The organism is Ruminococcus sp. 1001136sp1_2201st1_G3_2201SCRN_220225 (genome assembly GCF_040924365.1).
In the GTDB taxonomy this organism is placed as follows: domain Bacteria; phylum Bacillota; class Clostridia; order Lachnospirales; family Lachnospiraceae; genus Blautia_A; species Blautia_A faecis.
Window position 1 is genome coordinate 142579 of the sequence record NZ_JBCOME010000002.1, and the last position, 25556, is coordinate 168134.

At 44.8% G+C, this 25556-nt stretch carries 22 protein-coding genes and 1 pseudogene; 8 read left to right on the plus strand and 15 right to left on the minus strand.

What is annotated here, in order from left to right:
* Nucleotides 1-112 precede the first annotated feature (112 nt).
* The 4 genes from rpsU to AB5642_RS01700 form a co-directional block, all read right to left on the minus strand.
* On the minus strand, nt 113-289 hold the full coding sequence (rpsU, locus tag AB5642_RS01685) for a 30S ribosomal protein S21 (RefSeq protein WP_004222305.1): 177 nt from the start codon (nt 287-289) through the stop codon (nt 113-115).
* Nucleotides 290-448: 159 nt separating this feature from the next.
* Nucleotides 449-3088, minus strand: coding sequence for an alanine--tRNA ligase (alaS, locus tag AB5642_RS01690; protein ID WP_215661218.1), 2640 nt, complete (start codon nt 3086-3088; stop codon nt 449-451).
* Between the two features lie 210 nt (nt 3089-3298).
* A complete protein-coding gene (gene tyrS, locus AB5642_RS01695) occupies nt 3299-4528 on the minus strand; it encodes a tyrosine--tRNA ligase (RefSeq protein WP_148461974.1) in 1230 nt (409 codons plus the stop codon).
* 598 nt (nt 4529-5126) lie between these two features.
* Complete coding sequence (locus tag AB5642_RS01700; RefSeq protein WP_173769069.1) at nt 5127-6500, minus strand: cell wall hydrolase; 1374 nt, start codon at nt 6498-6500, stop codon at nt 5127-5129.
* A gap of 374 nt (nt 6501-6874) precedes the next feature.
* Here AB5642_RS01700 and AB5642_RS01705 point away from each other — a divergent pair, with 374 nt between their 5' ends.
* Nucleotides 6875-7165: a hypothetical protein gene (locus AB5642_RS01705; protein WP_118578021.1), complete on the plus strand. Its 291-nt coding sequence runs from the start codon at nt 6875-6877 to the stop codon at nt 7163-7165.
* 174 nt (nt 7166-7339) lie between these two features.
* Here AB5642_RS01705 and AB5642_RS01710 read toward each other — a convergent pair whose 3' ends face one another.
* Both AB5642_RS01710 and AB5642_RS01715 read right to left on the minus strand, forming a co-directional pair.
* Nucleotides 7340-7498, minus strand: a complete 159-nt coding sequence (locus AB5642_RS01710; RefSeq protein WP_173717738.1) for a hypothetical protein — start codon at nt 7496-7498, stop codon at nt 7340-7342.
* A 57-nt stretch (nt 7499-7555) separates the two neighbouring features.
* Nucleotides 7556-7663 (minus strand): annotated as a pseudogene (locus AB5642_RS01715) (DUF6783 domain-containing protein); the annotation flags it as partial.
* Between the two features lie 21 nt (nt 7664-7684).
* On the opposite strand from AB5642_RS01715, the gene AB5642_RS01720 reads away from it, so the two are divergent.
* Together AB5642_RS01720 and AB5642_RS01725 are read left to right on the plus strand one after the other, a co-directional pair.
* Nucleotides 7685-8050 carry a hypothetical protein gene (locus AB5642_RS01720; RefSeq protein ID WP_173769070.1) on the plus strand — a complete coding sequence of 122 codons (366 nt, stop codon included), beginning with the start codon at nt 7685-7687 and terminating at the stop codon, nt 8048-8050.
* A gap of 75 nt (nt 8051-8125) precedes the next feature.
* Nucleotides 8126-8398 carry a hypothetical protein gene (locus AB5642_RS01725; protein ID WP_173715952.1) on the plus strand — a complete coding sequence of 91 codons (273 nt, stop codon included), beginning with the start codon at nt 8126-8128 and terminating at the stop codon, nt 8396-8398.
* 24 nt (nt 8399-8422) lie between these two features.
* On the opposite strand, the gene AB5642_RS01730 is transcribed toward AB5642_RS01725, so the two are convergent.
* The 7 genes from AB5642_RS01730 to AB5642_RS01760 form a co-directional block, all read right to left on the minus strand.
* Nucleotides 8423-9685: a competence/damage-inducible protein A gene (locus AB5642_RS01730; RefSeq protein ID WP_173715951.1), complete on the minus strand. Its 1263-nt coding sequence runs from the start codon at nt 9683-9685 to the stop codon at nt 8423-8425.
* A 129-nt stretch (nt 9686-9814) separates the two neighbouring features.
* Complete coding sequence (gene pgsA / locus AB5642_RS01735) at nt 9815-10354, minus strand: CDP-diacylglycerol--glycerol-3-phosphate 3-phosphatidyltransferase (RefSeq protein WP_173769071.1); 540 nt, start codon at nt 10352-10354, stop codon at nt 9815-9817.
* Nucleotides 10338-11675, minus strand: a complete 1338-nt coding sequence (gene rimO / locus AB5642_RS01740; protein ID WP_118578016.1) for a 30S ribosomal protein S12 methylthiotransferase RimO — start codon at nt 11673-11675, stop codon at nt 10338-10340. Before rimO ends, pgsA begins: the two co-directional genes overlap by 17 nt.
* A gap of 1 nt (nt 11676) precedes the next feature.
* Entirely contained in the window at nt 11677-12021 is a 345-nt protein-coding gene (rpoZ, locus tag AB5642_RS01745) for a DNA-directed RNA polymerase subunit omega (protein ID WP_173769072.1), read from the minus strand.
* A gap of 135 nt (nt 12022-12156) precedes the next feature.
* Nucleotides 12157-12783, minus strand: a complete 627-nt coding sequence (gmk, locus tag AB5642_RS01750; RefSeq protein ID WP_173769073.1) for a guanylate kinase — start codon at nt 12781-12783, stop codon at nt 12157-12159.
* On the minus strand, nt 12776-13042 hold the full coding sequence (locus tag AB5642_RS01755) for an extracellular matrix/biofilm biosynthesis regulator RemA family protein (protein ID WP_118578014.1): 267 nt from the start codon (nt 13040-13042) through the stop codon (nt 12776-12778). The genes gmk and AB5642_RS01755 overlap by 8 nt, the downstream gene beginning before the upstream one ends.
* Before the next feature lie 211 nt (nt 13043-13253).
* Nucleotides 13254-14132 carry a YicC/YloC family endoribonuclease gene (locus AB5642_RS01760; protein ID WP_173769074.1) on the minus strand — a complete coding sequence of 293 codons (879 nt, stop codon included), beginning with the start codon at nt 14130-14132 and terminating at the stop codon, nt 13254-13256.
* Between the two features lie 252 nt (nt 14133-14384).
* On the opposite strand from AB5642_RS01760, the gene AB5642_RS01765 reads away from it, so the two are divergent.
* Nucleotides 14385-16133 (plus strand): NFACT family protein, encoded by a 1749-nt coding sequence (locus AB5642_RS01765; RefSeq protein WP_173769075.1) that lies wholly within the window; start codon nt 14385-14387, stop codon nt 16131-16133.
* 131 nt (nt 16134-16264) lie between these two features.
* On the plus strand, nt 16265-17821 hold the full coding sequence (locus AB5642_RS01770) for an ABC-F family ATP-binding cassette domain-containing protein (RefSeq protein ID WP_368371421.1): 1557 nt from the start codon (nt 16265-16267) through the stop codon (nt 17819-17821).
* A 162-nt stretch (nt 17822-17983) separates the two neighbouring features.
* Here AB5642_RS01770 and AB5642_RS01775 read toward each other — a convergent pair whose 3' ends face one another.
* Both AB5642_RS01775 and AB5642_RS01780 read right to left on the minus strand, forming a co-directional pair.
* The gene (locus AB5642_RS01775; protein WP_368371422.1) at nt 17984-19042 is read right to left on the minus strand and encodes a hypothetical protein; all 1059 of its coding nucleotides are present in this window, start codon (nt 19040-19042) and stop codon (nt 17984-17986) included.
* Nucleotides 19043-19127: 85 nt separating this feature from the next.
* On the minus strand, nt 19128-21218 hold the full coding sequence (locus AB5642_RS01780; RefSeq protein WP_118578841.1) for a translation factor GTPase family protein: 2091 nt from the start codon (nt 21216-21218) through the stop codon (nt 19128-19130).
* A 210-nt stretch (nt 21219-21428) separates the two neighbouring features.
* On the opposite strand from AB5642_RS01780, the gene AB5642_RS01785 reads away from it, so the two are divergent.
* The 3 genes from AB5642_RS01785 (at nt 21429) to AB5642_RS01795 (ending at nt 25422) form a co-directional block, all read left to right on the plus strand.
* The gene (locus AB5642_RS01785; RefSeq protein WP_173717731.1) at nt 21429-22538 is read left to right on the plus strand and encodes a prephenate dehydrogenase; all 1110 of its coding nucleotides are present in this window, start codon (nt 21429-21431) and stop codon (nt 22536-22538) included.
* Nucleotides 22539-22712: 174 nt separating this feature from the next.
* Nucleotides 22713-23987 (plus strand): 3-phosphoshikimate 1-carboxyvinyltransferase, encoded by a 1275-nt coding sequence (aroA, locus tag AB5642_RS01790; protein WP_368366417.1) that lies wholly within the window; start codon nt 22713-22715, stop codon nt 23985-23987.
* Between the two features lie 445 nt (nt 23988-24432).
* Nucleotides 24433-25422, plus strand: a complete 990-nt coding sequence (locus AB5642_RS01795) for a 2-hydroxyacid dehydrogenase (protein WP_148461961.1) — start codon at nt 24433-24435, stop codon at nt 25420-25422.
* Nucleotides 25423-25556 lie beyond the last annotated feature (134 nt).

Sequence of the window (25556 nt, forward strand, 5' to 3'; positions counted from 1 at the left end):
ATATCACCATATATAAAAATCAGTTCTTCCCTGAAGACAATGAGCCAAATTTGAAGATATTGCGGGATTTAAAAATCCCTGACTGAATGCAGCCAGGGATTTTTGCGCACAATTAATTATATTTACGTTTTCTTGCGGCTTCAGATTTTTTCTTACGACGAACGCTTGGTTTCTCGTAATGCTCTCTTTTGCGGATTTCCTGCTGGATACCTGCTTTTGCACAGCTTCTCTTGAATCTGCGAAGAGCGCTATCTAAAGTCTCGTTTTCTTTTACGATAACGTTTGACATAGACTCACACCTAACCTCCCTCCAGTTGTAGATTGTGCTAAAATACAACTGTCTGGGTATTTTTCTTGCACGAACATTATTATATATCATGCACTCGGGATTCGTCAACAACTTTTGGTTTAATTTTACAAAAATTTTTGACAAAATTTTGAGTGTTTTTTAGTGAATCTGTCCTTCCAGGATTCCGGCTGCTGCTTCGATTGCCTCGCCTGCCTTCTCCGGATTCTTTCCACCAGCCTGAGCCATATTCGGACGTCCGCCACCGCCGCCGCCAACGATTGCAGCAACAGCTTTGATCAGGTTTCCTGCATGTGCTCCTGCTTTCTGTGCAGAATCAGTAGCCATTGCAAGAAGGTTCACCTTGCCCTCATTTACTGCAGCAAGGACAACGACGCCCTCGCCAAGCTTCTCTTTCAGCTGGTCACCAAGATCACGAAGTCCGTTCATGTCAACGCCCTCTACCTTGGCAGCAAGGAGTTTCACACCTTTTACTTCTACAACCTGATTCATAACATCTCCCAGAGCACCCTGAGCCAGTTTGCTCTTCAGAGATTCATTCTCACTTGCAAGAGCCTTCACCTCACCCTGAAGATGTGTGATCTTCTCAATCATCTCGGAAGGGGTTGTTTTCAGAGCCTTGGCAGCCTCGTGAAGAAGTGCTTCCTGCTTCTTATAGTATTCCAGAACCCCGTTTCCGGTCAGTGCCTCAATACGGCGGACACCTGCTGCGATACCGGACTCAGAAACAATCTTAAACAGCATGATGGAGCTTGTATTTGCAACATGGGTACCACCACAGAGCTCTCTGGAAAAATCACCCATAGATACCACACGTACCTTCTGGGAATATTTCTCACCGAACAGTGCCATAGCACCAGATTTCTTAGCTTCCTCTACATCCATGATATCGGTGTGAACATCAAGTGCTGCCTGAATCTGCTCATTTACAATTTTTTCAACTTTACCGATTTCCTCAGCAGTCATAGCTGTAAAGTGGGCAAAGTCGAAACGAAGTCTGTCAGCAGTTACAAGAGAACCCTTCTGCTCTACATGAGAACCAAGAACTTCTTTCAGAGCTTTCTGAAGAAGATGTGTCGCACTGTGGTTCTTCTCAATATCTTTTCTTGCAGCAACATTTACTTTCAGAGAAACGGTCTCTCCCTTGGAAATCATGCCAGATTCCATATATCCTACATGACCGAATTTGCCGCCGCGAAGCTTGATGGTATCTTCTACGATGAATTTGCCATTTGCAGTCTCGATCACACCGGTATCTCCAACCTGACCACCCATAGTTGCATAGAAAGGTGTTTTCTCTACGAAAACAGTACCCTTCTGTCCTTCCATCAGGGAATCTACGATCTCAGCTTCTGTGGTAAGAACAGTAACCGGAGATTCAAAGGAAAGGTGATCGTATCCAACAAACTCTGTGGTAACAGAAGTATCAATCTGGTCATATACAGTAGCGTCAGCTCCCATATAGTTGGTTACCTCACGGGAGGAACGTGCTTTCTCTCTCTGCTCATCCATAGCAGTCTTGAAGCCTTCCTCGTCGATCTCGTAGCCCTTCTCCTCAAGGATCTCCTTGGTCAGATCAAGAGGGAATCCGTAAGTATCATATAATTTAAATGCGTTTTCACCGGAAAGAGTCTTCTCTCCAGCTGCATTCATAGCCTCTTCCATATCAGCCAGGATACGAAGTCCCTGGTCGATGGTCTTACCGAACTGGTTCTCCTCGTTGGTGAGAACGTTGAAGATAAATTCTTTCTTTTCTTCCAGTTCCGGATATCCATCCTTGGAACCGTCAATTACTTCTGCACTTAAAGTAGCAAGGAAGTTGCCCTCAATTCCCAGAAGTCTTCCGTGTCTTGCAGCACGGCGGATCAGACGGCGAAGTACATATCCACGTCCTTCATTGGTAGGCATAATACCATCGGAGATCATGAATGTCGCGGAACGGATATGGTCTGTGATCAGACGGATGGAAACATCGTCCTCATGATGTACCCCATACGGTTTGCCGGAAATCCTACTTACCAGGTTACGAAGGGAACAGATGGTATCTACATCGAAAATGGAATCTACGTCCTGGACAACAACAGCCAGACGCTCAAGACCCATACCGGTATCAATATTCTTCTGTTTCAGAGTTGTATAATTGCCATTTCCGTCATTCTCAAACTGGGTAAATACGTTGTTCCATACTTCCATGTAACGGTCGCAGTCACAGCCTACTGTACATCCCGGCTTGCCGCAGCCATATTTTTCTCCACGGTCATAGTAAATCTCGGAACATGGACCGCATGGACCTGCGCCGTGCTCCCAGAAGTTATCCTCTTTGCCAAATTTGAAAATACGCTCTGCCGGAATTCCGATCTCTTTATTCCAGATATCGAAAGCCTCATCATCCTCCAGATAAACAGACGGATAAAGACGGCTGGCATCCAGACCTACCACCTCAGTCAGGAACTCCCATGACCAGTGAATGGCCTCTCTTTTAAAGTAATCTCCAAAAGAGAAATTACCAAGCATTTCAAAGAATGTACCGTGACGTGCAGTCTTACCTACATTCTCAATATCACCTGTACGGATACATTTCTGACAGGTACTGACTCTTGTACGTGGTGGTTTCTCTGCTCCTGTGAAATATGGTTTCAGTGGTGTCATTCCTGCATTGATCAGCAGGACACTTTTATCGCCCTGTGGAACCAATGAAAAGCTTTTCAGAACAAGATGTCCCTTGCTTTCCATGAAATCCAGAAACATTTTTCGAAGTTCGTTTACTCCGTATTTCTTCATTTCAATTCTCCTCCTACGCAATAAAGAAGTACTTTCGTTACTGTAAACAATAACGTGCATTCCTCTTATTGGAATGCTTGCATGGTCTATATGATAGCATATATCTTTATCACGGTCAAAATATTTTTTTACACAGGTCAGGGACCAGTACAAAATCTGTTTTCGCATCAACGATCAGATTTAGAGCGTATCTGGTCCCCTTTTATGATCTTATTTTACAAATACTTTATTAAATTTCTTCTTTCCTCTCTTAAGGACAATACCGTCACCTGTGAGAGCGTCTTTGGAAAGTACATGTCTGATGTCCGTCACTTTCTCACCGTCAACGGAAACGCCGCCCTGCTCGATGGCTCTTCTTCCCTCGGAACGGGTTGTTACAAGAGCAGATTTTACAAGAAGGCTGATTAGGTCGATATTGCCTTCTTCGTCAAAATCCTCTGCTGCAAGCTCAGTGGTCGGCATATGCTCTGTATCAGCTCCGCCTGCAAAAAGTGCCTTGGCACCAGCCTCTGCCTTCTTCGCTTCCTCTGTTCCATGAACAAGCTCGGTAAGCTGGAATGCAAGGATCTCTTTTGCCTTGTTCAGCTGGCTGCCTTCCCATTTCTCCATCTCCTGGATTTCTTCCAGCGGAAGGAAGGTAAGAAGCTTCATGCATTTGATAACATCTGCGTCGTCCACATTTCTCCAGTACTGGTAGAAATCGAATGGAGATGTCTTATTTGGATCCAGCCAGACAGCACCAGACTGTGTTTTACCCATTTTCTTACCTTCTGAGTTAAGAAGAAGGGTGATTGTCATAGCATATGCGTCTTTTCCAAGCTTACGGCGAATCAGCTCAGTACCGCCAAGCATGTTGCTCCACTGGTCATCGCCACCGAACTGCATATTGCAGCCGTATTTCTGGTACAGCATATAGAAGTCATAGCTCTGCATGATCATGTAGTTAAATTCCAGGAAGCTTAAGCCTCTTTCCATACGCTGTTTGTAGCACTCTGCTGTAAGCATACGGTTAACAGAAAAGTGAGCTCCAACCTCACGTAAAAGCTCCACATAATTCAGGTTCATCAGCCATTCTGCATTGTTTACCATAAGTGCCTTTCCATCAGAAAAGTCGATGAAACGCTCCATCTGTTTCTTGAAACAGTCAATGTTATGCTGGATGGTCTCTTTCGTTAGCATCTGGCGCATGTCGGTTCTTCCGGATGGGTCACCGATCATACCGGTTCCGCCGCCAAGAAGGGCGATTGGTCTGTTCCCTGCCATCTGCAGACGTTTCATCAGGCAAAGTGCCATGAAATGTCCTACATGAAGGCTGTCTGCGGTTGGGTCAAATCCAATATAGAAAGTTGCCTTTCCGTTATTTACCATTTCTTTAATCTCATCTTCGTCTGTTACCTGGGCGATCAGGCCTCTGGCTTTCAGTTCTTCCCAAACTGTCATTTTATTTTCCTCCTGTAAAATAGATATATGAGCTGCTTATTCTCTCTTCACGAAAAAAGCCGCTGCAAATATAAAAAGCCCGGTTCTCATGCCCCTTTAGGACGAGAACCGGGTCCCGCGTTACCACCTAAATTTACAGAAAGCTCGCACTTTCTGCCTCGATAAGTGACCATACTGAAAATTTCTTCCAGACGATTATCCCCACAGACAATACTGTCCAAAAATAAATGTCTTCAAATACTCTTCAGAATTATCACCCCGGCATGATAACGTATGCCACTCCGTCACAGCCTACTGGATTTCTGCAATCAATCACAAGCGCCTGTCCGCTGCTGTCTCTGCCACTTCAAAACCGTTCGGTGCAAAGCTCCGGGATGTATTCACAATGGATCTCTGCACGCGCCTCTCACCATCCGGCAGCTCTCTGTGTGCTCTTTCCAAAGCTACTTGTTCCCTTCAAAGCCTTTCTCATTTAATACTTGCAAGTATACAAAGGCTGTCTGTTTTTGTCAAGGATTTTAGCTTTGTATTTTAGCAACTCACCGCGGTAAAGTTTGCTATTATCATTTATACTGTTTCTACATCTGTATAGCTACCTTTATACCCAGTCCACAAAAAATGTATGATCCTTGTATGTCTCATATACAACCTTTTTAAAATTCAATGGCTGTTTCCAGAATGCAGAAGTCATCATAAAATACTTATAATTAAAATCTTTGGCCTTGATTCCGCTTACTGTACGCGGTGTACCATTCAGCACATAAGCATTAAAACTGTCAAGTGCCTGCTGGGCAGCTTCATAAGCGCTTGCACGGTCAATAAACTGACCATTCAGACGTTTCAGCAACTGGTTGTTTGTCACGACTGAATACTGGGGGAAGGTAGTTCCCTGGTAAAGCACATAACGGACACTGGACGGAAACTCCTTGTCCAGAGTTCTGTTCAAAAGGCAGAGAGCAACTGCCTTCATACCTGCAATTCCCTGGTCTCCTGCCTCAGCCTCGCAGACAGCTGCCAGAATATCAAGATCAGACTTGGTTCCATCTGCAACTCCCGGATGACTCTTAAGCTCCTTCATAATAGTAAAATTGCGGCCACGTTTCTCATCATACCAGGTAAAGGTAATACTGCTGTCATTGTCATCCTTTCCTGAATCCTGTTTCTCGGAAGCAACACCATTGGAATCAAACGCGTAGGTCTTTCCTCCAATGGAAGCTGTAGTGTTTACGTACATCACGCCTGTTGTTCCAAAATAATAGCTGTTTCCATCCAGACTCAGCCAGCCGGTCTGCGCTTTGCCATCTGTGGTACTAAAATAATACCGCTTGCTTCCAACCTTACCAAAGCCTTTCTGATAACGGACTCCGCTGGTCTTGGAAAAATAATAGATATTTCCATCTACAGTCTTAAGTCCGGTATACATAATACCTGTGCTAGTATTAAAATAGCGGGTATATCCCTTAGAATCCGTGAACCAGCCGGTAAGCATCTGACCATTGCTCTTGAAATAACGTTTCTCTTTCTTAGCTGTGGTCTGCCAGCCCTTTACCATAGCGCCGGTTCCGCTGGTAAAATAATATTTCTTACCCTTTAAGGTCAGCCAGCCGCGGACAAGCTTACCATTGGAAGGTCTGAAATAACGGGTTACGGTTCCGCTCTTCAGAAAACCGGTGGCCATCACACCTTTTCCCTTGGTAAAATACCGGATGTTTCTGCCCTTACTGTCTTTTTGCCAGCCTTTTAACTGTACGCCTGTTTTTTTATTAAAATAGTATTTCTTGCCTTTCAGAGTCAGCCAGCCTTTCTGCTTGGCTCCGCTGGCTGTTATGTAGTAGGTCTTGCCGTTTATAGTCTTAAATCCGGCTTTCGCAGCCTGAACATCCCTTGTCATCAGAAAAACCGTACATAATGTGGCAATCACAAGCAGCACCAGAGCCAGACTTTGCTTTCTGTTTCTCTCTTCTTTTATCATAGCATTTTCCTCTCTTTGACCTGACTAATTCCGAAGCTTTCCCACCTCTGCTTTTCACAAACAGTTACTGTTTACTCCGTGACCAGTAACACGCTTCGCGATGCACAGAAATCATGCATTCGCATGATTTCGCGCTGAGATTCTCGGGTTTTCTGTGAACTTTGTTCACAAAAAACAGCGTTTGCTTCGCAGACTTAATTCTTAACAAATCAATCCTTGTTTTATATATTTTATGTCGAATTCTTTTCAAAGATTACAGAAATATTACGTTTCAGTTTATTATAGCCAAATTTCTCTTTTCTGTCAACTGCTTTGTCACACACCCCCTGTCCCCTCCATATGATGAACTGTAAACATTTTCTGGAGGTAACAGCATGAGTGATTTAGCTGCTACAAACTGTGGCTGCGGCGAGGAAAGATCCGGTTGCGGATGTGGTAACTGCGGTTGTAATAATGGCTGCGGATGTGACAATGGATGTGGGCTTTCCTTTGGGAACGGCTCCTGTGGATGCAATATTCTCTGGATCATCATTCTTCTTTGCGCATGCGGCGGCAACGGTATTGGCTGCAACAACAGCTGTGGCAACGGAAATGGTGACTGCTGCTGGATCATTATCATCCTTCTGCTTCTCTGCGGTGGATGGGGGAATGGCTGCGGCTGCTGATCTGAGTTTCCCACATATGAAAAAGGGCTGTCTTCTCAGTCCTTTTCAAAAAAATCGGGACAGCGGGAATTTTCCCCTGTCCCCTTTTTCAGGCATATTCTAAAAGCATTCTTACGTTTCCTTGTTTCTTTTTCAACCACGCTCTGGGTAGAAACTCTCTCCTGCAAATTGTCTTTAATCCCCGGTATGGTTTGCGGACTGCCTTCTTTCTTCTGACTGCTCCACACACCTGCCATTTCCTTCCTGTTTTCCTTGCTTCTTTCGCACACATTCCAGATCCAGCTCGTATATGGCATTTCCATCTATAATAAGCTTTTCATTTTCTCTTCTCATAACTTTCCCTCCTGACTTTGCGGGAAATTCATACATCCCCCTGCTATAGAATATGTTACAGATGTCAGAGCGTGTTTGAAAAATGCTTTCTGCAGAATGTGCGTCACAATTTGCAGAAGATTTCACCGTTTTCAAACCGTCGTCATATTTTAATAACAACAACATAGATATAGAAAAGGGATTTTTATGGATCAGGAATATATTGCCCAGACAGCTCTGGATCAGATGGTGGGAACTGACCAGGGACAGCTGTTAAAAGCTCTCATCCCCTATTTTCCACCCAGGCAGCAACAGTTTCTGTCCGTTTTTGCAAAAGCCAGGGAACTTTCCAATACAGTCGCTCTTTTTACAAAGCCGTCAGAAGCCATGCATATACAGGCTGCAGCAGCCCCTGCCCAGCCTCTTGAAGTCATAAACGACCTGCGCCGCTACTGTTTTGGAGATATACGAAAGACTCTGGATCAGATCACCAATATGATGACCATGGCAGAAATGCTGAGGATGATGAATGAACCATCTCCAGAAGATAATTGCGAAGAAGAACGACAGTAAAAACAGAAAAATTTCATTCAAAACGGACATGTCGCCGATTGGCAGCATTACTATATAAGAAAGGAATGATTCCATATGGATGACAACTGGCAGGATAATCCAAAGCTTGCAGATATAGACAAAAACAAGCTTGACATGCTCCAGCAGATGGCCCGGCAAGGAGCCGGAAAATCTCCCTCTGATCTGCTGCCCTTTATTATGAATGCAGCTTCCCAGGGGAGAAATGCCGGTCTGAACTTTAACAGTAATGAAATCAATACCATCATCGAGGTTTTGAAAATGGGAAAAAGCCCACGGGAACGTGCAAAGCTTGATAAAGTGGTAAACCTGATGAAGATGATGAAGTAAAGCATTTTCTGCGATTAAGAAAACTTACTCCTCAACTTCTCCCATCATGCACTCGCGAAGCAGCACCAGTGCACTGGCAACAGCCTGCTGACGGATTTTGGTCCTGTTTCCGGTAAAATGATATTCCCGGGTAACCGTATGTCCATTGCAGCAGCAACCCATAAACACGGTTCCAACAGGAGTCTCACTGGTTCCGCCATCCGGGCCTGCAAGGCCGGTAACAGAAAGACAGATATCAGCTCCTGAAGCTGCGCAGCCGCCCTTTGCCATCTGTCTGGCACATTTTGCAGAAACAGCTCCTACTGTTTTCAACGTGGATTTCTTCACCCCAAGGCATTCTCTCTTGGCACGGTTGCTGTAAGTAACAAATCCATGGGTAAACACCTGGGAAGCACCTGGAACATTTACAATGCGGGCAGCAATGGCACCACCTGTACAGGATTCTGCAAGAGATAGAGTTAATTCTTTCTCCTTCAGCAGATCCACAACAGATTCTTCCAGCGTTTTGTCCGCATCCAGGGCAAATACATTTTTGCCGAATCGCTTTTGAAGTTCCTTTACTACAGGTTTGATCAGCTTCTTGCAGGATTTCTCATCCTCACCCTTGGCTGTAATACGGAGATGAACCTCTCCTGTCTTTGCATATGGGGCAAGCGTTGGATTTGTCTGGGCCTCGATCATATCCTGAATATCGGCAGCCACCTGGCTCTCACCGATTCCACAGATCTTCACAACCTGGGAGCAGATGATCTCCGGCTGTTTCTTGCGAAGATATGGGAAAACAGACTCCTCAAACATAGGGATCAGCTCGTTAGGAGGTCCCGGAAGAAGAATGGCAGTCTTACCGTTTTTCTCAAGGATCAGACCAGGCGCTGTACCGTTGTGGTTATCAAGCACAACAGCGCCTTCCGGAACCTGCGCCTGCTTATAATTATTGGAGGTCACACGTCTGTCCGGATGATTCTTCTTATATTCCTTCATATAGCGCTCAATACGCTTACGGGAATGAGGATCTTCAGAAAGAGGAAGTCCCATTACCTCAGCACATACTTCCTTAGTCAGATCATCCTCAGTTGGTCCAAGACCTCCTGAAAGAATTACCACATCAGATCTGTCAAGGGCAGATGCGATCACAGCTTTCATTCGGTCGCGATTATCTCCCACAACAGACTCATAGTAAACAGAAAGTCCCAGCTGGGCACATTTCTCAGAAAGATATGCGCTGTTGGTGTTTACAATGTTTCCCAGCAAAATCTCAGTTCCTACAGCTACAAGTTCTGCAATCATTTTTATATACCTCTTTTCCAGAGCATGTTTGAAAAAGGCCAACATCTCTGCTTACAAAGATGCTGGCTGGTTTACATTCAGATATTCACACGCACTGCACGCAAAAGCATTCCGCGGGCAGTGACTATTTTATTCCTGCATGGAAATTACATTCTTATTCTGCACAATATACGTGATCAGAGAGATCACCGTCAGAGCAAGTGATACCCATACAAAAATCTGTGTCAGTATTTCAAAAACTCCCCCAAAGTTCAGGATCAGAAGAATGATCATGACCATCTGGGATACAGTTTTAAATTTGCCCCAGTAGTTTGCAGCGATGACAACGCCGTTCTCGGCAGCGATCAGTCTGAAGCCACTGATAATAAATTCTCTTGCAATGATAATGATCACGAACCATGCCGGCAGGCGGTCAAGCTCGATCATGCAGATCAGTGCAGAACAAACAAGAAGCTTGTCAGCAAGAGGATCCATGAATTTACCAAAATTGGTAACCAGATTATTCTTGCGGGCAAGATAACCGTCAAACCAGTCCGTAATACTTGCCACTACAAAAATAGCAAGGCAGATATAGCGGTTGGCATCTCCGCCCCAGCCAGTCAGAATAAATAATACAAAAAACGGTACCAGGATCATTCTGGCAATAGTCAGTTTATTCGGTGTATTCATCTTCCAGCTCTCCTATCAAATCGTACTCCAAAGCTCCGGTAACCCGGACTCTCGCAAAATCTCCTGTCATGAGAAGTTCGCCAGTCTGTACAAAAATATATCCATCGACCTTCGGCGCATCTCCGTAGGTGCGTCCGATGTACGCACTCTCTCCGGATACTTTGCCCTCGATCATAACAGTCAGCACCTGACCAACGCGGCTCTCACCCTTTTCAAGAGAAATTTCCTGCTGAAGTTCCATGATCTCATCGCGTCTGGCTTCCTTGACCTCCTCCGGAATCTGATCTTCCATAGTGGCTGCCGGGGTATCCTCCTCAGCAGAGTATGGGAAAACACCAAGGCGGTCAAACTCGATCTCATCCACAAACTCCATCAGTTCTTCGTGGTCTTCCTGTGTCTCTCCAGGAAAACCACTGATCAGGGTTGTACGAAGGAAAATATCCGGGATCTCCCGGCGCAGCCTGCCAATAATATCCACCAACTCCTGCTTGGTGGTACGGCGGCCCATGCGTTTCAGCACACGGTCACTTGCATGCTGGATCGGAAGATCCAGATAATGACAGATCTTCTTCTCTTCCTTCATAGTCTGAATCAGCTCATCATAAATCTCTTCCGGGTAACAGTACAAAATACGGATCCAGCGGATTCCCTTTATTTTGCAAAGCTCCTTTAAAAGGACATGAAGAGATTTCTTTCCATAGATGTCCTTGCCATATACAGTGGTCTCCTGGGCAACCAGAATCAGCTCTTTCACCCCTTTTTCAGCAAGAGACCGGGCTTCTTTTACGAGCTGCTCCATAGGCACGCTTCTGTAGCCGCCCCGGAGTCTGGGGATAATACAGTAGGTACAATGCTTGTCACAGCCTTCTGCAATTTTCAGATATGCAAAATGTCCACCTGTGGTCAACATACGCTTGCCGGAAATATCCGGAAGAAAATCAATGCTCTTGTACTCTTCAAAGTGTCTACCTGCCTGGGCTTCCTTTACAGCCTTGCTGATATCGCCGTAAGAGGTTGTACCAAGAATGGCATCCACTTCAGGTATTTCCTCTGAAATTTCTTTCTTGTAACGCTGTGCCATGCAGCCGGTAACGATCAGCACCTTGCAGGTACCTGCCTTTTTCTTCTCTGCCATTTCAAGAATGGTATTTACACTTTCTTCTTTGGCATCACCGATAAAACAGCAGGTATTGACAATAATGACCTCTGCTTCGTCCTCATCATCAACAATCTCATGTCCGTCTGCAGCAAGCATTCCAAGCATTTCCTCAGAATCTACCAGATTCTTATCACATCCAAGGGAAATGAACAGTAATTTCATATTATTCTGCACTCTCCTCAGACTCAGCAGGATCAACTGCAGCTACAGGTTCTTCAGAAGCAATTTCCTCTGCAGAATGTCCTGCGATCTCTGCTAAATCCTCTTCCTCATGTTTACCTGGAAGGATCTTAACCTTGCCGTGATATAACTCGTCAATTGCGATAGAAAGAGGTTTCTTGCCTTTAACATTGTCTGCCAACGGCTTTGCACCACCGATCAGCTGACGCGCACGCTTGCTTGTAGCAAGAATCAGGGAATAACGACTGTTGAGCACCATGCTCTCATCGTCGTCCTCATTGTTCGTATTGATTGCTTCGATTAACTCAGAATAAGATGGATGGATCATATATATACTCCTTTCAAAAATTGTGATTATTGTTATTATTTTTATAAAGATTCGCAGTTTCAAACTGTGTTTTCGTGAATAAATCTGCAAATCGATATTTCATTTTATGGCAGTTTCATCTGCTCTTTATTTGGATTATTCTTCCACAAACTTTGCTGCCTGTGCCTGGATCTCATGGATAAAACCAAGGTTTCTCCTCATGGCGAAATGTTCGCTCTGAATAATATTATGAAGCCTGTCTACAGCATCCTCCAGCTGGTCATTCACCAGAAGATAGTCGTACTCGTCAACTCCTTCTGCCTCCTGTGCAGCTCTTGCAAGACGCTGGTGGATCACTACCGCAGTCTCAGTGCCTCTTCCAACAAGACGCTCTTTCAGTTCCTCCATGGAGGGCGCTGTTACAAATACCAGCACAGCTTCCGGGAATTTCTTCTTGATCTTGCGAGCTCCCTGAATCTCGATCTCCAGGATCACATCCCTGCCTGCTGACAACTGCTCCTCCACATAAGCCTTAGGTGTGCCGTAGTAATTCTCCACGTACCAGGCATATTCGATCAGCTGATCCTGACGGATCATTTCCTCAAATTCTTCTTTTGTGCGGAAAAAGTATTCTCTTCCGTCTTCTTCCCCTGGTCTGGGGTTTCTGGTGGTGGCAGATACAGACAATGCATAATTGTCGTACTTCGCCATCAGGCTTTTCATAATGGTGCCTTTTCCTGCTCCGGAAAATCCGGAAACAACTGCCAAAACTCCTCTACTCATGGCCCTCTCCCTTATTTTCTATAACTTCTGCAAATCTGCGGGCGATCGTGTCCGGCTGGATCGCAGATAATATCAGAATGTGGTCTGAAGTAACGATCACGGACTTGGTCTTTCTTCCCTGAGTGGCATCCACAAGGGAATTGGAACCTTTCACACTCTGAACCATTCGTTTCACCGGAGCGGCATCCGGGTTTACCACAGCTACGATTTTCTGGGAATTCACCACATTGCCGAATCCGATATTGATTAATTTTGCCATGTTTTCACCCTTCTGTCAATATGGAAAGCTTACGTCTTTGATTCTCTAGTACATCGCTTCGTAAATAACTATACCAATCACGTAGGATGTGGATTCGAGTGTGCAGGTATAAAAACGCAGGCGTAGCGGGCTACGCCGAGGCTTTTATACCTGTGCAATCGGATTCACAGACAAGTGAGTGGTATAGTTATTTCGAAAACGATGTACTAGGTTACTCCACATTCTGAACCTGTTCTCTGATCTTCTCAATCTCTGTCTTCAGATCAATCGCTATATTGGAAATAATCAGATCACTTGATTTCGACAAAATGGTATTTGCCTCACGGTTCATCTCCTGTGCCATAAAATCAAGCTTGCGTCCGATGCCTTCCTTCTCCTCCAGCATCTTCTTCATTCCCTGGATATGGCTGTGGAGACGGACGGTTTCCTCATCGTTGCAGATCTTGTCGGAGAACAGGACAACTTCTGCTGCAATACGGGAATCTTCGATCTGAGAATCCTCCAGAAGCTCATGAACCTTGGCTTCCAACTTCTCTCTGTAAGAATCCACAACCTCCGGAGAGCGGGCTTCTACCTGACTTACCTTCTCATCAAGAGCATCCAGCTTGGCGATCAGGTCGTTCTTCAGATTCTCTCCCTCGCTTGCACGGGACTGGGCAAATTTCTCGCAGGCCTCACGAAGCGGTGCTTCCAGAACTGCCCACAATGCGTCCTCATCTACAGACTGCTCCTCCATAGTCAGCACGTCCGGATAACGGGAAAGAGCTCCTGCCTTCACATCGTTCTCAAGGCCAAATTCCTCTGCCATCTGACGGATATATGCAAGATATTCTCCTGCAAGCTCCTTATTATACTTCAGTGCGCCACAGCTTAAGGTGTAGTCCTCATATGTGATAAACACATCCACTTTACCACGCTGCATATAGGTCTTCATAAGATTCCGGATCGCGCCCTCAAGGAAAACCAGCTTCCTTGGCATTTTGATACTCAGATCCAGATATCTGTGATTGACGGATTTTAACTCAACGGTGATTTTCCGCTCTTTTGTAATCACCTCGGCTCTTCCAAAGCCGGTCATACTTTTTATCATAGTAATCTCTTTCTTTATTTTTATTCCGAATACTGTCTGAAAAGAGTACTATTCCGCATAACAGAATCGTCTCTGATATTCAGGCAATAACTCTACGCAGGTTACCGTTCACAGTTGCCTACGCATACAGATTTATTATAGTTCATTCTAAAACCCTAGTCAAATCCTTTTTTTGCTGTTATAATAAAGTCTGCATGTCACGGTTACTGGTCACGGAGCGACCGGTAACCTGTCAGCAGAAAGGAGTTTTTTATGGCTTTTGACGGAATTACCATTGCTGCAATGGTTTCTGAATTAAATAAAAATCTCTCCGGGGGACGCATTAACAAAATTGCCCAGCCGGAAAGTGACGAACTGCTGATCACCGGAAAAGGTGCAAATGGTCAGAAGCGTCTGCTTCTCTCCGCCAGCGCCTCCCTGCCTCTGATCTATTTTACAGGCAAAAACCGGATCAGCCCTTTGACTGCTCCTAATTTTTGCATGCTTCTCCGCAAGCACATCGGAAGCGCCAGGATCACTGCGATACGCCAGCCTGGTCTGGAGCGTGTTGTAGAATTTGAGCTGGAGCACCTGAACGAACTTGGCGATGTATGCCATAAGGTTCTCATTATGGAACTGATGGGAAAGCACAGCAACATTATCTTCTGTGATGATAATAATATGATCCTGGACAGTATCAAGCACGTATCCTGCAACGTAAGTTCTGTACGTGAAGTTCTGCCAGGACGCCCTTATTTCATCCCCCACACTCAGGACAAGCTGGATCCTCTTACCATTTCCAGAGAGGATTTCATGGAGAAAGTTTGCGGCAGATCCAATGCCGTCTCCAAAGCTCTCTATCAGACGCTTACCGGTTTCAGCCCGGTAATGGCTCAGGAACTTTGCTATCGCGCTTCCATTGATGGAAATGACGATGTCCAGACATTAGATGAGAATACCAAAGAGCAGCTTTATACAGAATTTACCCGTTTAATGGAGCAGATCCGTGGGGAAGAATTTACCCCGGTTATTGTTTTCAAAGGGGACGAGCCGGTTGAATACGGTGTTCTTCCTTTTTCCCAATATGGAGAAGGCTTCACCACCCGGACCTTTGAATCTGTGTCAGAGATGCTGGAAACCTATTATGCCTCCCGCGACGTGATCACCCGTATCCGTCAGAAATCTGCGGACCTCCGAAAGATCGTCCAGACTGCCCTTGACCGCAACCGCAAAAAATTAAGCCTTCAGCAGAAGCAGATGAAAGACACTGAGAAAAAGGACAAATACAAGGTTTACGGCGAATTGATCAACACCTACGGCTACGGCCTGGAAGAAGGCTGCAAATCCTTTAAGGCTGTGAACTATTATAATGGAGAAGAAATCACTATTCCTCTTGATCCTACCCTGACTCCTCAGGAGAATTCCAAGAAGTATTTCGATCGTTACGGTAAGCTGAAACGTACTCAGGAAGCTCTGGAGGTTCAGATTGCAGACACCACCAGCGAGATCGAACATCTGGAATCCATCTCCAATGCCCTGGACATTGCCGCTGAGGAGAGCGACCTTTCCCAGATCAAGGAAGAGCTGATGGAATACGGCTATGTAAAGCGCCACTACGGAAACAAAAAAGGTGCCAAAATGCAGGTGAAATCCAAACCCTTCCACTATGTTTCCAGCGATGGCTACGATATTTATGTAGGAAAAAACAACTACCAGAATGATGAGCTAACCTTTAAATTTGCCACAGGAAATGACTGGTGGTTCCATGCCAAAAAGATGCCGGGCTCCCATGTTGTGGTAAAGACAAAAGACGGCACACTTCCGGACCGCACCTTTGAAGAAGCAGGAAATCTTGCAGCCTTTTATTCCAAGGGACGCACTGCACCAAAGGTAGAGATTGATTATCTCCAGAAAAAGAATGTGAAGAAGCCGGCTGGAGCCAAACCGGGATTTGTAGTTTATTATACAAACTATTCTCTGATGGCTTCACCAGATATTGCAGGAATCCAGCAGCTATCCTGATTGTAACCGTTTTTCCCTCTTTGCATGCAGCCCTGAATTTGCGAAACGGCTGCTCTGCAAACCGCAAGCTGCTATCTATATACACCGGAGCCTGTTTCAAACGCGCTCTGATTTAAGAACAGGAGTTATCTATGAGTATTTTAAATGTTGAACACCTTACCCACGGCTTTGGTGACAGAGCCATTTTCCATGATGTTTCCTTCCGTCTTTTAAAAGGAGAACATATTGGCCTGGTAGGCGCCAACGGAGAGGGAAAATCCACCTTCTTCAATATTGTAACTGACAAACTGATGCCAGATGAGGGCAGGATTCAGTGGGCAAAAAATGTCCGCGTAGGTTATCTGGACCAGCATTCTGTCCTCGCTCCTGGCATGACCATCCGCGACGTGCTGAAATCTGCTTTTTCCTGGCTTTTTGAACTGGAAGAACGAATGAATACCATCTGTGATTCCCTTGGTGAAGCCTCCCCGGAAGAAATGGAAACTCTTATGGAGGAACTGGGAACTATCCAGGATACCCTGACCATGCACGACTTCTACGTAATTGATTCCAAAGTAGAAGAGGTTGCCCGGGCACTTGGTCTTCTGGATCTTGGACTTGACCGTGATGTCACAGATCTCAGCGGCGGACAGCGTACCAAGGTGCTCCTTGCCAAGCTGCTTCTGGAGAAACCAGATATTCTTCTTCTGGATGAACCCACCAACTATCTGGATGAAGAGCACATTGCATGGCTGAAACGCTATCTCCAGGAATATGAGAATGCTTTTATCCTTATTTCCCATGATATTCCGTTTCTCAATGATGTAATCAATATCGTTTATCATATGGAAAATCAGGAGCTGAACCGTTATGTAGGCGATTATGACCACTTTCTGGAAGTCTATGAAGTGAAAAAAGCTCAGTTAGAGGCGGCTTATCGCCGCCAGCAGCAGGAAATCAGCGAACTGAAGGATTTCGTTGCCAGAAACAAGGCCCGGGTTTCCACCAGAAACATGGCAATGTCCCGCCAGAAAAAGCTGGACAAAATGGATGTGATCGAACTGGCTGCCGAGAAACCAAAGCCGGAGTTTCATTTCAAACAAGGACGCACCCCTGGCAAATACATCTTCGAGACAAAGGATCTTGTGATCGGATATAACGAGCCCCTTTCCCGCCCTCTCACCCTTTCCATGGAAAGAGGCCAGAAAATCGCGCTTGTAGGTGCCAACGGAATTGGAAAAACAACTCTTCTGAAAAGTATTCTTGGTCTGATCCCATCATTGAAGGGAACCAGGGAATTAGGGGACAATCTGCAGATCGGATATTTTGAGCAGGAGGTAAAAGGTGACAATAAAACTACCTGTATTGATGAGATCTGGGCAGAATTCCCATCTTATACCCAGTATGAAGTCCGCTCCGCACTTGCAAAATGCGGTCTCACCACCAAACATATTGAGAGTCAGGTCCGTGTGCTTTCCGGCGGTGAGCAGGCCAAGGTCCGCCTTTGCAAGCTGGTAAACAAAGAGACAAATGTCCTTCTTCTTGACGAGCCTACCAACCACCTGGATGTGGATGCAAAAGAGGCTCTGAAGGAGGCATTAAAGGAATACCGTGGAAGTGTGCTTCTCATCTGCCATGAGCCGGAATTTTATCAGGATGTGGTTTCACAGGTGTGGGACTGCAGTAAATGGACAACTAAGATCCTGTAAATGCTATATTAAGATTATTATTTTATAAATAAAACAGCATCCAGACAGAATATACTTCTTCATAATTCTGTCTGAATGCTGTTTTTATTTCATATATAGTGATGTCACTTGCAGCAGCATGTCCATTTAGAATAATTTGTCATTCTACTATATCTCATTCTATCAGTTCACAAACTGAATGATTCCGGATACCTGCTCGTATGCACTATCCCAGTCCTGACCACTTGCCAGTCCTTTTACTTTTCCCTTAATCGTTATTCGCTTGGAAGCCGCATATCCGGAAGCATCTGCCTTGATTCCCTTATTGGTTGTGAAGTCATGCGTACCCCAGATCTTATCTGCATAATATTTGCCGTCAGCCTTCAATTCAATATTGCTGAATGTGGCATTTACAGAATCTCCGTTTAATCTTGCAGAACCCTCTACGCGAAGATAGACAGTTGTGTTTGCAAGACTGCTGTTTTTAACTGTTTTGGCAAGTTTGCCGTTGATGTAGCAGCTGCAGGTTCCGTCTTTTTTCACAGTCAGCATTACATGGTAAGTCTTATCTCTGGCCGCTTCCTGAACCCAGATATAGTTCTGACCGCCTGCACCATTGTGGGCTACATTCTCGATCATGAACCATGCCTTACCTGTATAGGGAGCTCTTGCATGTTTGTCATACTGGATACCAAAGCTTACTGCAGAGGTCGCCGTGCAGGCAACCAGCTTCGCATGGTAACCGGAACCGGAACCAGAAAGTACCATATCCGTTTCAATGGTATATTCGGAAGCTGTATTTGCAACAGTGGAACCTGTTGCCGTGGTATTTCCGCCGGCAGTATCCGGTTTCGTTGTGGTTGGCACCTCATAAACAATTTTCAGTCCTTTTTTGTTATAGGAACTTACTTTCTTTCCTTTGTAGGCTTTTACTGTGTAGTAGTATGTAGTTCCACTCTTCACTTTTTTATCTGTGTAAGATGTTTTGGAACCGCCTTTCACAGTTTTGATTTTTTTCCAGGAACTATTTTCTGTCTTACGCATAACATAGTAGCCTGAAGCGCCTTTACTCTTTTTCCAGGTAATTTTAACACTTTTGTTTACACGTACCACCTTGGAAAGCCTCGGTGCTTTTAATGCTGCTGCCTGAACCGCCTCTGCTTTTCCAAATGAATAAACCGGAAATACAAGCATAAAAGCAAGTAAAAACAGCATAATCTTTTTGATTCCTTTTCTGTTCATAATATTCCTCCTTCTTTCCTCATATGAACTTCCATCATAAAAGACGGAGAACTTCTTCAAGAAATTCTCCGTCTCATTATACTACTTATTCATCAGCAGCGTCAACCTTACTTGCCCTTGCTTCGATCTCTTTCTGCTGGATATCACCAGGAGCCTGCTCATAGCGGGCAAACTCGTAGGAGAAGTCACCACTTCCACCAGTCATGGAACGAAGATCTGTGGAATATCCATAAATCTCAAGAAGAGGAACGTCAGCTTCAATAATGGTATTTCCGTTATGATCCGGATTCATTCCAAGAACACGGCCGCGGCGCTTATTCAGATCGCCCATAACGTCACCTGTATATTTATCCGGAACTGTAACCTTCATGGAAACGATTGGCTCTAACAGTACCGGAGAAGCATCCATGAAGCCTTTCTTGAATGCAAGGATGGTAGCCATCTTAAACGCCATCTCTGAGGAATCTACCGGATGATAAGATCCATCATAAAGAGTAGCCTTTACACCAACTACCGGATATGCTGCAAGAGGTCCTTTCTGAACACATTCCTGAAGGCCCTTCTCGACTGCCGGGAAGTAGTTCTTCGGAACTGCACCACCAACAACAACCTGCTCAAATACGTATGGAGTCTCCATATCGCCAGACGGCTCAAAACGCATCTTAACATGTCCATACTGTCCATGTCCGCCGGACTGTTTCTTATGTTTGCCTTCTACGTCAGAATTCTTGCGGATGGTCTCGCGGAATGGAACCTTCGGTTTGGAAAGCTCTACATCAACTTTATAACGCTCTTTCAGCATGCTGACAATAACATCAAGATGCTGATCGCCCATACCATAGATCAGACTCTGACGGTTAGCACCATCGTTCTCAACACGAACAGTCCTGTCTTCGCTCATGATCTTGGCAAGAGCCTGGGAAATCTTATCCTCATCCCCCTTGTTCACAGCCTTAAATCTCTTATAGGTATAAGGTGTGGAAAGAATTGCTTTCGGATAAAGAACCGGATTCGCCTTGGTGGCAAGGCTGTCACCAGTCTGAACACTGACTAATTTGGCAATTGCACCGATATCACCTGCATGGAGCTCTGGAACTTCGATGGGCTTGGAACCCTGAAGAACATATAATTTATTCAGGCGCTCTTCTGTGCCTTTCTCAACATTGAGAAGGGTATCATCAGATTTGATAACACCGGAGCAAACCTTGATCAGGGAATACTTGCCAAGGAATGGATCCACGATGGATTTCCATACATATGCTGATTTTGCTTTAGCGAAATCGTAATTTGCTTCAAAAATCTCGTTGGTCTTCTGGGAAATACCGTTGCAGGAACGTTTGTCCGGGCTTGGGAAATATCCGCAGATGTCGTCCAGAAGGTTGGATACGCCGCGAAGATTGATCGGGGATCCCATGCATACTGGAACAATGCTTGCATCCTGTACATTGGCGGCAAGTGCTGCGGAAACTTCTGTAACGGAGAACTCGTCTCCCTCAAAATAACGATCCATGAATTCCTCGCTGGTCTCTGCTACAGATTCCATCAGGATATCATGATACTTCTCAAGGTACTCATCCAGATAAGAAGGAATCTCGCACTCTTCCTTCTGTCCCTTGTCGATATATTTTCTTCCGGCCTGCTTCACAACGTTAACATATCCCACGAACTTGCCATCCTCACGGATCGGGAAATGCAGCGGGGCAATCTTCTTGCCATAAAGCTCGGTAAGCTGATCTACTACCTTACGGTAACTTACATCGTCCACGTCCATATCGGTAACGAAAATCATTCGCGGAAGTTTATACTTCTCGCAGAGATTCCATGCCTTCTGGGTACCAACCTGTACCCCTGCCTTACCTGATACTACGATGATTGCTGCGTCTGCAGCGCTGACAGCTTCCTCAACTTCTCCTACGAAGTCAAAATATCCGGGAGTGTCCAGAATGTTTACCTTGTTCTTCTGCCACGGGACCGGAATCAGAGATGTAGTGATAGAGAAATGTCGTTTGATTTCTTCTTTATCATAATCACTGACTGTGTTGCCATCTTCTACACGGCCTAAACGGTTGGTCAAGCCGGCAAGATATGCCATTGCTTCTGCCAGAGTTGTCTTTCCAGCACCGCCGTGTCCTAACAGCACTACATTTCTGATTCGGTCAGTTCTAAAAACGTCCATATGTAATACCTCCCTGTTTGTCTAATATGTTCATATTTTACTAAATATTCAGAAGAATTTCAAGTATTTTCTGGGATTTTGACGGTCTTTTTTCAAAAAAGTTTAGATTATTTTGTCATTTCTGTAGGAATTGACAATTTGCGAGGAATCTCGTACAATATCATAAGATAATTTTTCACTTTAACGAAGGAAAGGAAACGACATTATATTATGAAGACAATCGGTTTTATCGGTCTCGGTCTGATCGGCGGCTCTATCGCCAAGGCCATCCGGAAGTACCATCCGGATTACCACATTCTGGCCTATAACCGCAGTAAGGAAGCACTTGCCTCTGCCATCAGCACCGGCATTATAGATGGTGTCTGTGAGGAAATGAAGGATCCACGCTTTGGATCCTGTGATTATGTATTTTTATGTGCTCCGGTAGAGATCAACCTGGAGTGCCTTGCATATCTGAAAGAGATCCGCCAGCCAGGCTGCATTATCACAGATGTGGGAAGTGTAAAGGGAATCATCCATCAGAAAGTGGATGAGCTGGGAATGACAGACTGCTTTATCGGCGGTCACCCTATGGCCGGTTCTGAGAAAACCGGTTTCGACCATTCCAACGAGCGCATTCTGGAAAATGCATACTATATTCTTACCCCGGGCGGAGAAGTGGGACTGGAATATATTTCAGATTTTACAGAACTGATCAGTTCTCTTGGTGCTATCCCTATGGTGCTTACAGCTGAAGAGCATGATTTTATTACAGCAGGTGTAAGCCATCTGCCCCATATTATTGCTTCTGCCCTTGTAAATCTGGTAAAAACTCTGGACAACGATGCCGAATATATGAAGACCATCGCAGCAGGCGGTTTCCGCGATATTACGAGGATTGCCTCCTCCTCTCCCGTTATGTGGCAGCAGATCTGCATGGAAAACCATGAGAACATTTCCAATGTTCTGGACGACTATATCCGCATGCTGATCCAGATCCGCTGTTCTGTAGACAACTGTGCTACAGATGGGAAGGAGGCAGATGCTATTTATCAGATGTTTGCAAGCTCCAGGGATTACCGTGATTCCATTGATGTTGTGGATAATGGTCCTATCCGCAAGGCTTATGTGCTTTATCTGGATATTGCAGATGAGGCCGGCGGAATCGCTACCATTGCCACCATCCTTGCCATGGATAAGATCAGCATTAAGAACATCGGAATTATCCACAACCGTGAATTTGAGCAGGGTGTTCTGAAAATCGAATTTTATGAAGAAGACGCTATGGAAAAGGCCATTGCACTTTTGAAAAAGCGCAATTATATTGTTTATGAGCGATAACCTGCGTACCGACAGTTGTTTATTGGATACATTACAATTAGTTTTTCAGACAAACTCTGTATCAATACAGCAAATATGAAGTAAACGCCATATTGACTCGTCTAATTCTTTATAAGTAATATAGTCGATACCTGTTTTTGCTGTATTAAACTTTATATTTAAGGAACGATTATTATGGAAATAAAAAAACTTACAAATCTCCACGGAGAACTTACAGTCCCAGGCGACAAATCCATCTCCCACCGTGCCGTCATGTTCGGTTCCCTTGCCAAAGGAACCACAAAGATCACCCATTTTCTGGAAGGAGCTGACTGCCTTTCCACCATCTCCTGTTTCCGCAAAATGGGCATTGATATTGAGAATAACAGCGGAGAAATCCTGGTTCATGGAAAAGGACTCCACGGATTATCTGCCCCTGTTGATATTCTGGATGTTGGAAACAGTGGCACAACTACCCGCCTGATTTCCGGTATTCTTGCAGGACAAAATTTTGTATCGGAGCTTACCGGCGATGACTCTATCCAGAGCCGTCCCATGAAACGGATCATGACGCCTCTCCTTTCCATGGGCGCTGATATTGCAAGCATAAAGGGAAATAACTGTGTTCCCCTTCGGATTGCAGGTCATCCTCTGAAGGCCATTCACTATGATTCACCAGTTGCCTCTGCTCAGGTAAAATCCTGTGTACTTCTGGCGGGAATGTATTCTGACGGAATTACCAGCGTCACCGAACCGGTTCTTTCCAGGAACCATACAGAAATCATGTTAAACTACTTTGGAGCTCAGGTAACTTCTGAGGGAACTACCGCTTCCATTGCTCCGGAACCATCTCTTTTTGCCAGAGAAATTACAGTACCTGGGGATATTTCTTCTGCCGCTTATTTCATCGCTGCCGGACTTCTGGTGCCAGGCAGTGAGATTCTTCTGAAGAATGTGGGAATCAATCCCACAAGAGACGGACTGCTTCGTGTGTGCAAAGATATGGGGGCTGACATTACGCTCTTAAATGTAAATATGGAAGGAGAGCCTACCGCTGATCTTCTTGTTCGCACCAGTTCTCTTCACGGTACAACAGTAGGCGGAGAAATCATTCCGACTCTTATCGACGAGATTCCGATGATTGCAGTTATGGCCGCTTTCGCAGAGGGAACCACCGTGATCAAGGATGCAAAAGAACTTAAAGTAAAAGAATCAGACCGAATTCTGGTTATGGCCGAGAACCTTTCCCGCATGGGTGCGGATATTACGCCTACAGATGACGGAATGATCATACATGGCGGCAAACCGCTTCACGGCGCAGAGATTGATTCTTATCTGGACCACAGAGTGGCTATGTCTTTCGCTGTTGCAGGACTGCTCTGTGATGGACCGCTATCTATTAAGGGTGGAGATTGTGTGAAGATTTCTTATCCGGAATTTTATGAGGATCTGTATCGGTTAGGAGAATAATCTGAACCGCAGGAACTTAAATGAGAACAATTTTCGTTACTGTGAACGGAGTGAGAAGTGACCATTTTTCCATTTAGGTTCCTGTTTTTTTGCCTTTTTAGATGTGTATTCCTCTTATTTTATGTTAAATAATAGTCAATGTTAGTTTAGTGTAACTGTCATATTTTGCCAGATTATATGCTTATATTTTCTTTTAAAATATACATATTGCACATTTTGCCATGTATTAATTTCTGTGCAATTTTAAAATTCGTTTTAATCTCATTTCTATATTGATATTCTTTTAACGATTTCGACGAAGTTAAAAAACTTTCCGTTTTCCTCTTTTTTTCTTCAAAAAAATAACGTATAATCCCACTGTAAGTTGAGGAACACTAAAACAAACAAAGCGAAGGTGAACAGCCCAGACAAAAGAGCGGCTGCCACAAGAAAGGAGCCAGAAATAATGAAAATTTTATTTTACGGAACCAAAAATTATGACGAGCAGTTTTTTGAAAAACTTTTACCTGAATTTCCAGATATTAAGATTAAATTTATTGAAGCAAATATCCACGAGGAGACCGCTTCTCTTGCAAACGGTTATGAAGCCATCTGTGCTTTTGTAAATGCAGACCTTGGCGCTCCTGTTATTGAAGAATTACATCAGCAGGGTGTAAAACTAATCCTTATGCGCTGCGCTGGTTACAATAATGTGGATCTTAAGACAGCTCACAAATATGGCATAAAAGTTCTGCGTGTTCCAGGGTATTCTCCGGAGGCTGTTGCAGAGCACGCAATGGCGCTGGCTCTTACAGCTAACCGTCACACTCACAAGGCCTATATCAAATGCCGTGAGAACAACTTTACTTTAAGCGGTCTTATGGGCGTGAACCTTTACAAGAAAACAGCCGGTATTATCGGTACTGGTAAAATTGGTCAGGCTATGGCAAGAATCTGCAAGGGATTTGGAATGCGGGTCATTGCATATGATCTTTTCCCAAACAAGAATCTTGACTTCCTGGAATACGTTTCTCTTGATGAGTTGCTGGCTACCAGTGATCTGATCAGCCTGCACTGCCCGCTTACAGATGAGACGAAGCATATTATCAACGAAAAGACAATTGCCCAGATGAAGGATGGAGTTATCCTTGTAAACACTTCCCGTGGCGGTCTTATCAAGACGGAGGATCTGATTTCCGGTATCCGCGACCATAAGTTCTTTGCGGTTGGACTGGATGTTTATGAGGAGGAATCTGATTATGTATTCGAAGATCTGTCTGAGAGCATCATGCAGACTTCCCTGATCCAGAGACTTCTCTCCTTCCCGAACGTAACCATGACCTCCCATCAGGGATTCTTTACAGAAGAAGCGCTCACTAACATTGCAGAGACAACTATGGAGAATGCGCAGGCTTATATCAATGGAGATGAGCTGAAGAACGAGGTTCTTTCATAATTCATAAATCACTATAGAAAATACGGTGTTTCAATGCATAGGTATTGAAACACCGTTTTGCTATTTAGTGTGTTGAAAGTTGTTCAAGGCGGACGCATTCGGACAATGGTGATTGCTCACTCGCCGGCGCAACG

What these genes read in the sequence shown, in the direction of transcription:
- rpsU (WP_004222305.1), bottom strand. Translation starts at nt 289, where the DNA reads ATGTCAAACGTTATCGTAAAAGAAAACGAGACTTTAGATAGCGCTCTT.
- alaS (WP_215661218.1), bottom strand. Translation starts at nt 3,088, where the DNA reads ATGAAGAAATACGGAGTAAACGAACTTCGAAAAATGTTTCTGGATTTC.
- tyrS (WP_148461974.1), bottom strand. Translation starts at nt 4,528, where the DNA reads ATGACAGTTTGGGAAGAACTGAAAGCCAGAGGCCTGATCGCCCAGGTA.
- AB5642_RS01700 (WP_173769069.1), bottom strand. Translation starts at nt 6,500, where the DNA reads ATGATAAAAGAAGAGAGAAACAGAAAGCAAAGTCTGGCTCTGGTGCTG.
- AB5642_RS01705 (WP_118578021.1), top strand. Translation starts at nt 6,875, where the DNA reads ATGAGTGATTTAGCTGCTACAAACTGTGGCTGCGGCGAGGAAAGATCC.
- AB5642_RS01710 (WP_173717738.1), bottom strand. Translation starts at nt 7,498, where the DNA reads ATGAGAAGAGAAAATGAAAAGCTTATTATAGATGGAAATGCCATATAC.
- AB5642_RS01720 (WP_173769070.1), top strand. Translation starts at nt 7,685, where the DNA reads ATGGATCAGGAATATATTGCCCAGACAGCTCTGGATCAGATGGTGGGA.
- AB5642_RS01725 (WP_173715952.1), top strand. Translation starts at nt 8,126, where the DNA reads ATGGATGACAACTGGCAGGATAATCCAAAGCTTGCAGATATAGACAAA.
- AB5642_RS01730 (WP_173715951.1), bottom strand. Translation starts at nt 9,685, where the DNA reads ATGATTGCAGAACTTGTAGCTGTAGGAACTGAGATTTTGCTGGGAAAC.
- pgsA (WP_173769071.1), bottom strand. Translation starts at nt 10,354, where the DNA reads ATGAATACACCGAATAAACTGACTATTGCCAGAATGATCCTGGTACCG.
- rimO (WP_118578016.1), bottom strand. Translation starts at nt 11,675, where the DNA reads ATGAAATTACTGTTCATTTCCCTTGGATGTGATAAGAATCTGGTAGAT.
- rpoZ (WP_173769072.1), bottom strand. Translation starts at nt 12,021, where the DNA reads ATGATCCATCCATCTTATTCTGAGTTAATCGAAGCAATCAATACGAAC.
- gmk (WP_173769073.1), bottom strand. Translation starts at nt 12,783, where the DNA reads ATGAGTAGAGGAGTTTTGGCAGTTGTTTCCGGATTTTCCGGAGCAGGA.
- AB5642_RS01755 (WP_118578014.1), bottom strand. Translation starts at nt 13,042, where the DNA reads ATGGCAAAATTAATCAATATCGGATTCGGCAATGTGGTGAATTCCCAG.
- AB5642_RS01760 (WP_173769074.1), bottom strand. Translation starts at nt 14,132, where the DNA reads ATGATAAAAAGTATGACCGGCTTTGGAAGAGCCGAGGTGATTACAAAA.
- AB5642_RS01765 (WP_173769075.1), top strand. Translation starts at nt 14,385, where the DNA reads ATGGCTTTTGACGGAATTACCATTGCTGCAATGGTTTCTGAATTAAAT.
- AB5642_RS01770 (WP_368371421.1), top strand. Translation starts at nt 16,265, where the DNA reads ATGAGTATTTTAAATGTTGAACACCTTACCCACGGCTTTGGTGACAGA.
- AB5642_RS01775 (WP_368371422.1), bottom strand. Translation starts at nt 19,042, where the DNA reads ATGAACAGAAAAGGAATCAAAAAGATTATGCTGTTTTTACTTGCTTTT.
- AB5642_RS01780 (WP_118578841.1), bottom strand. Translation starts at nt 21,218, where the DNA reads ATGGACGTTTTTAGAACTGACCGAATCAGAAATGTAGTGCTGTTAGGA.
- AB5642_RS01785 (WP_173717731.1), top strand. Translation starts at nt 21,429, where the DNA reads ATGAAGACAATCGGTTTTATCGGTCTCGGTCTGATCGGCGGCTCTATC.
- aroA (WP_368366417.1), top strand. Translation starts at nt 22,713, where the DNA reads ATGGAAATAAAAAAACTTACAAATCTCCACGGAGAACTTACAGTCCCA.
- AB5642_RS01795 (WP_148461961.1), top strand. Translation starts at nt 24,433, where the DNA reads ATGAAAATTTTATTTTACGGAACCAAAAATTATGACGAGCAGTTTTTT.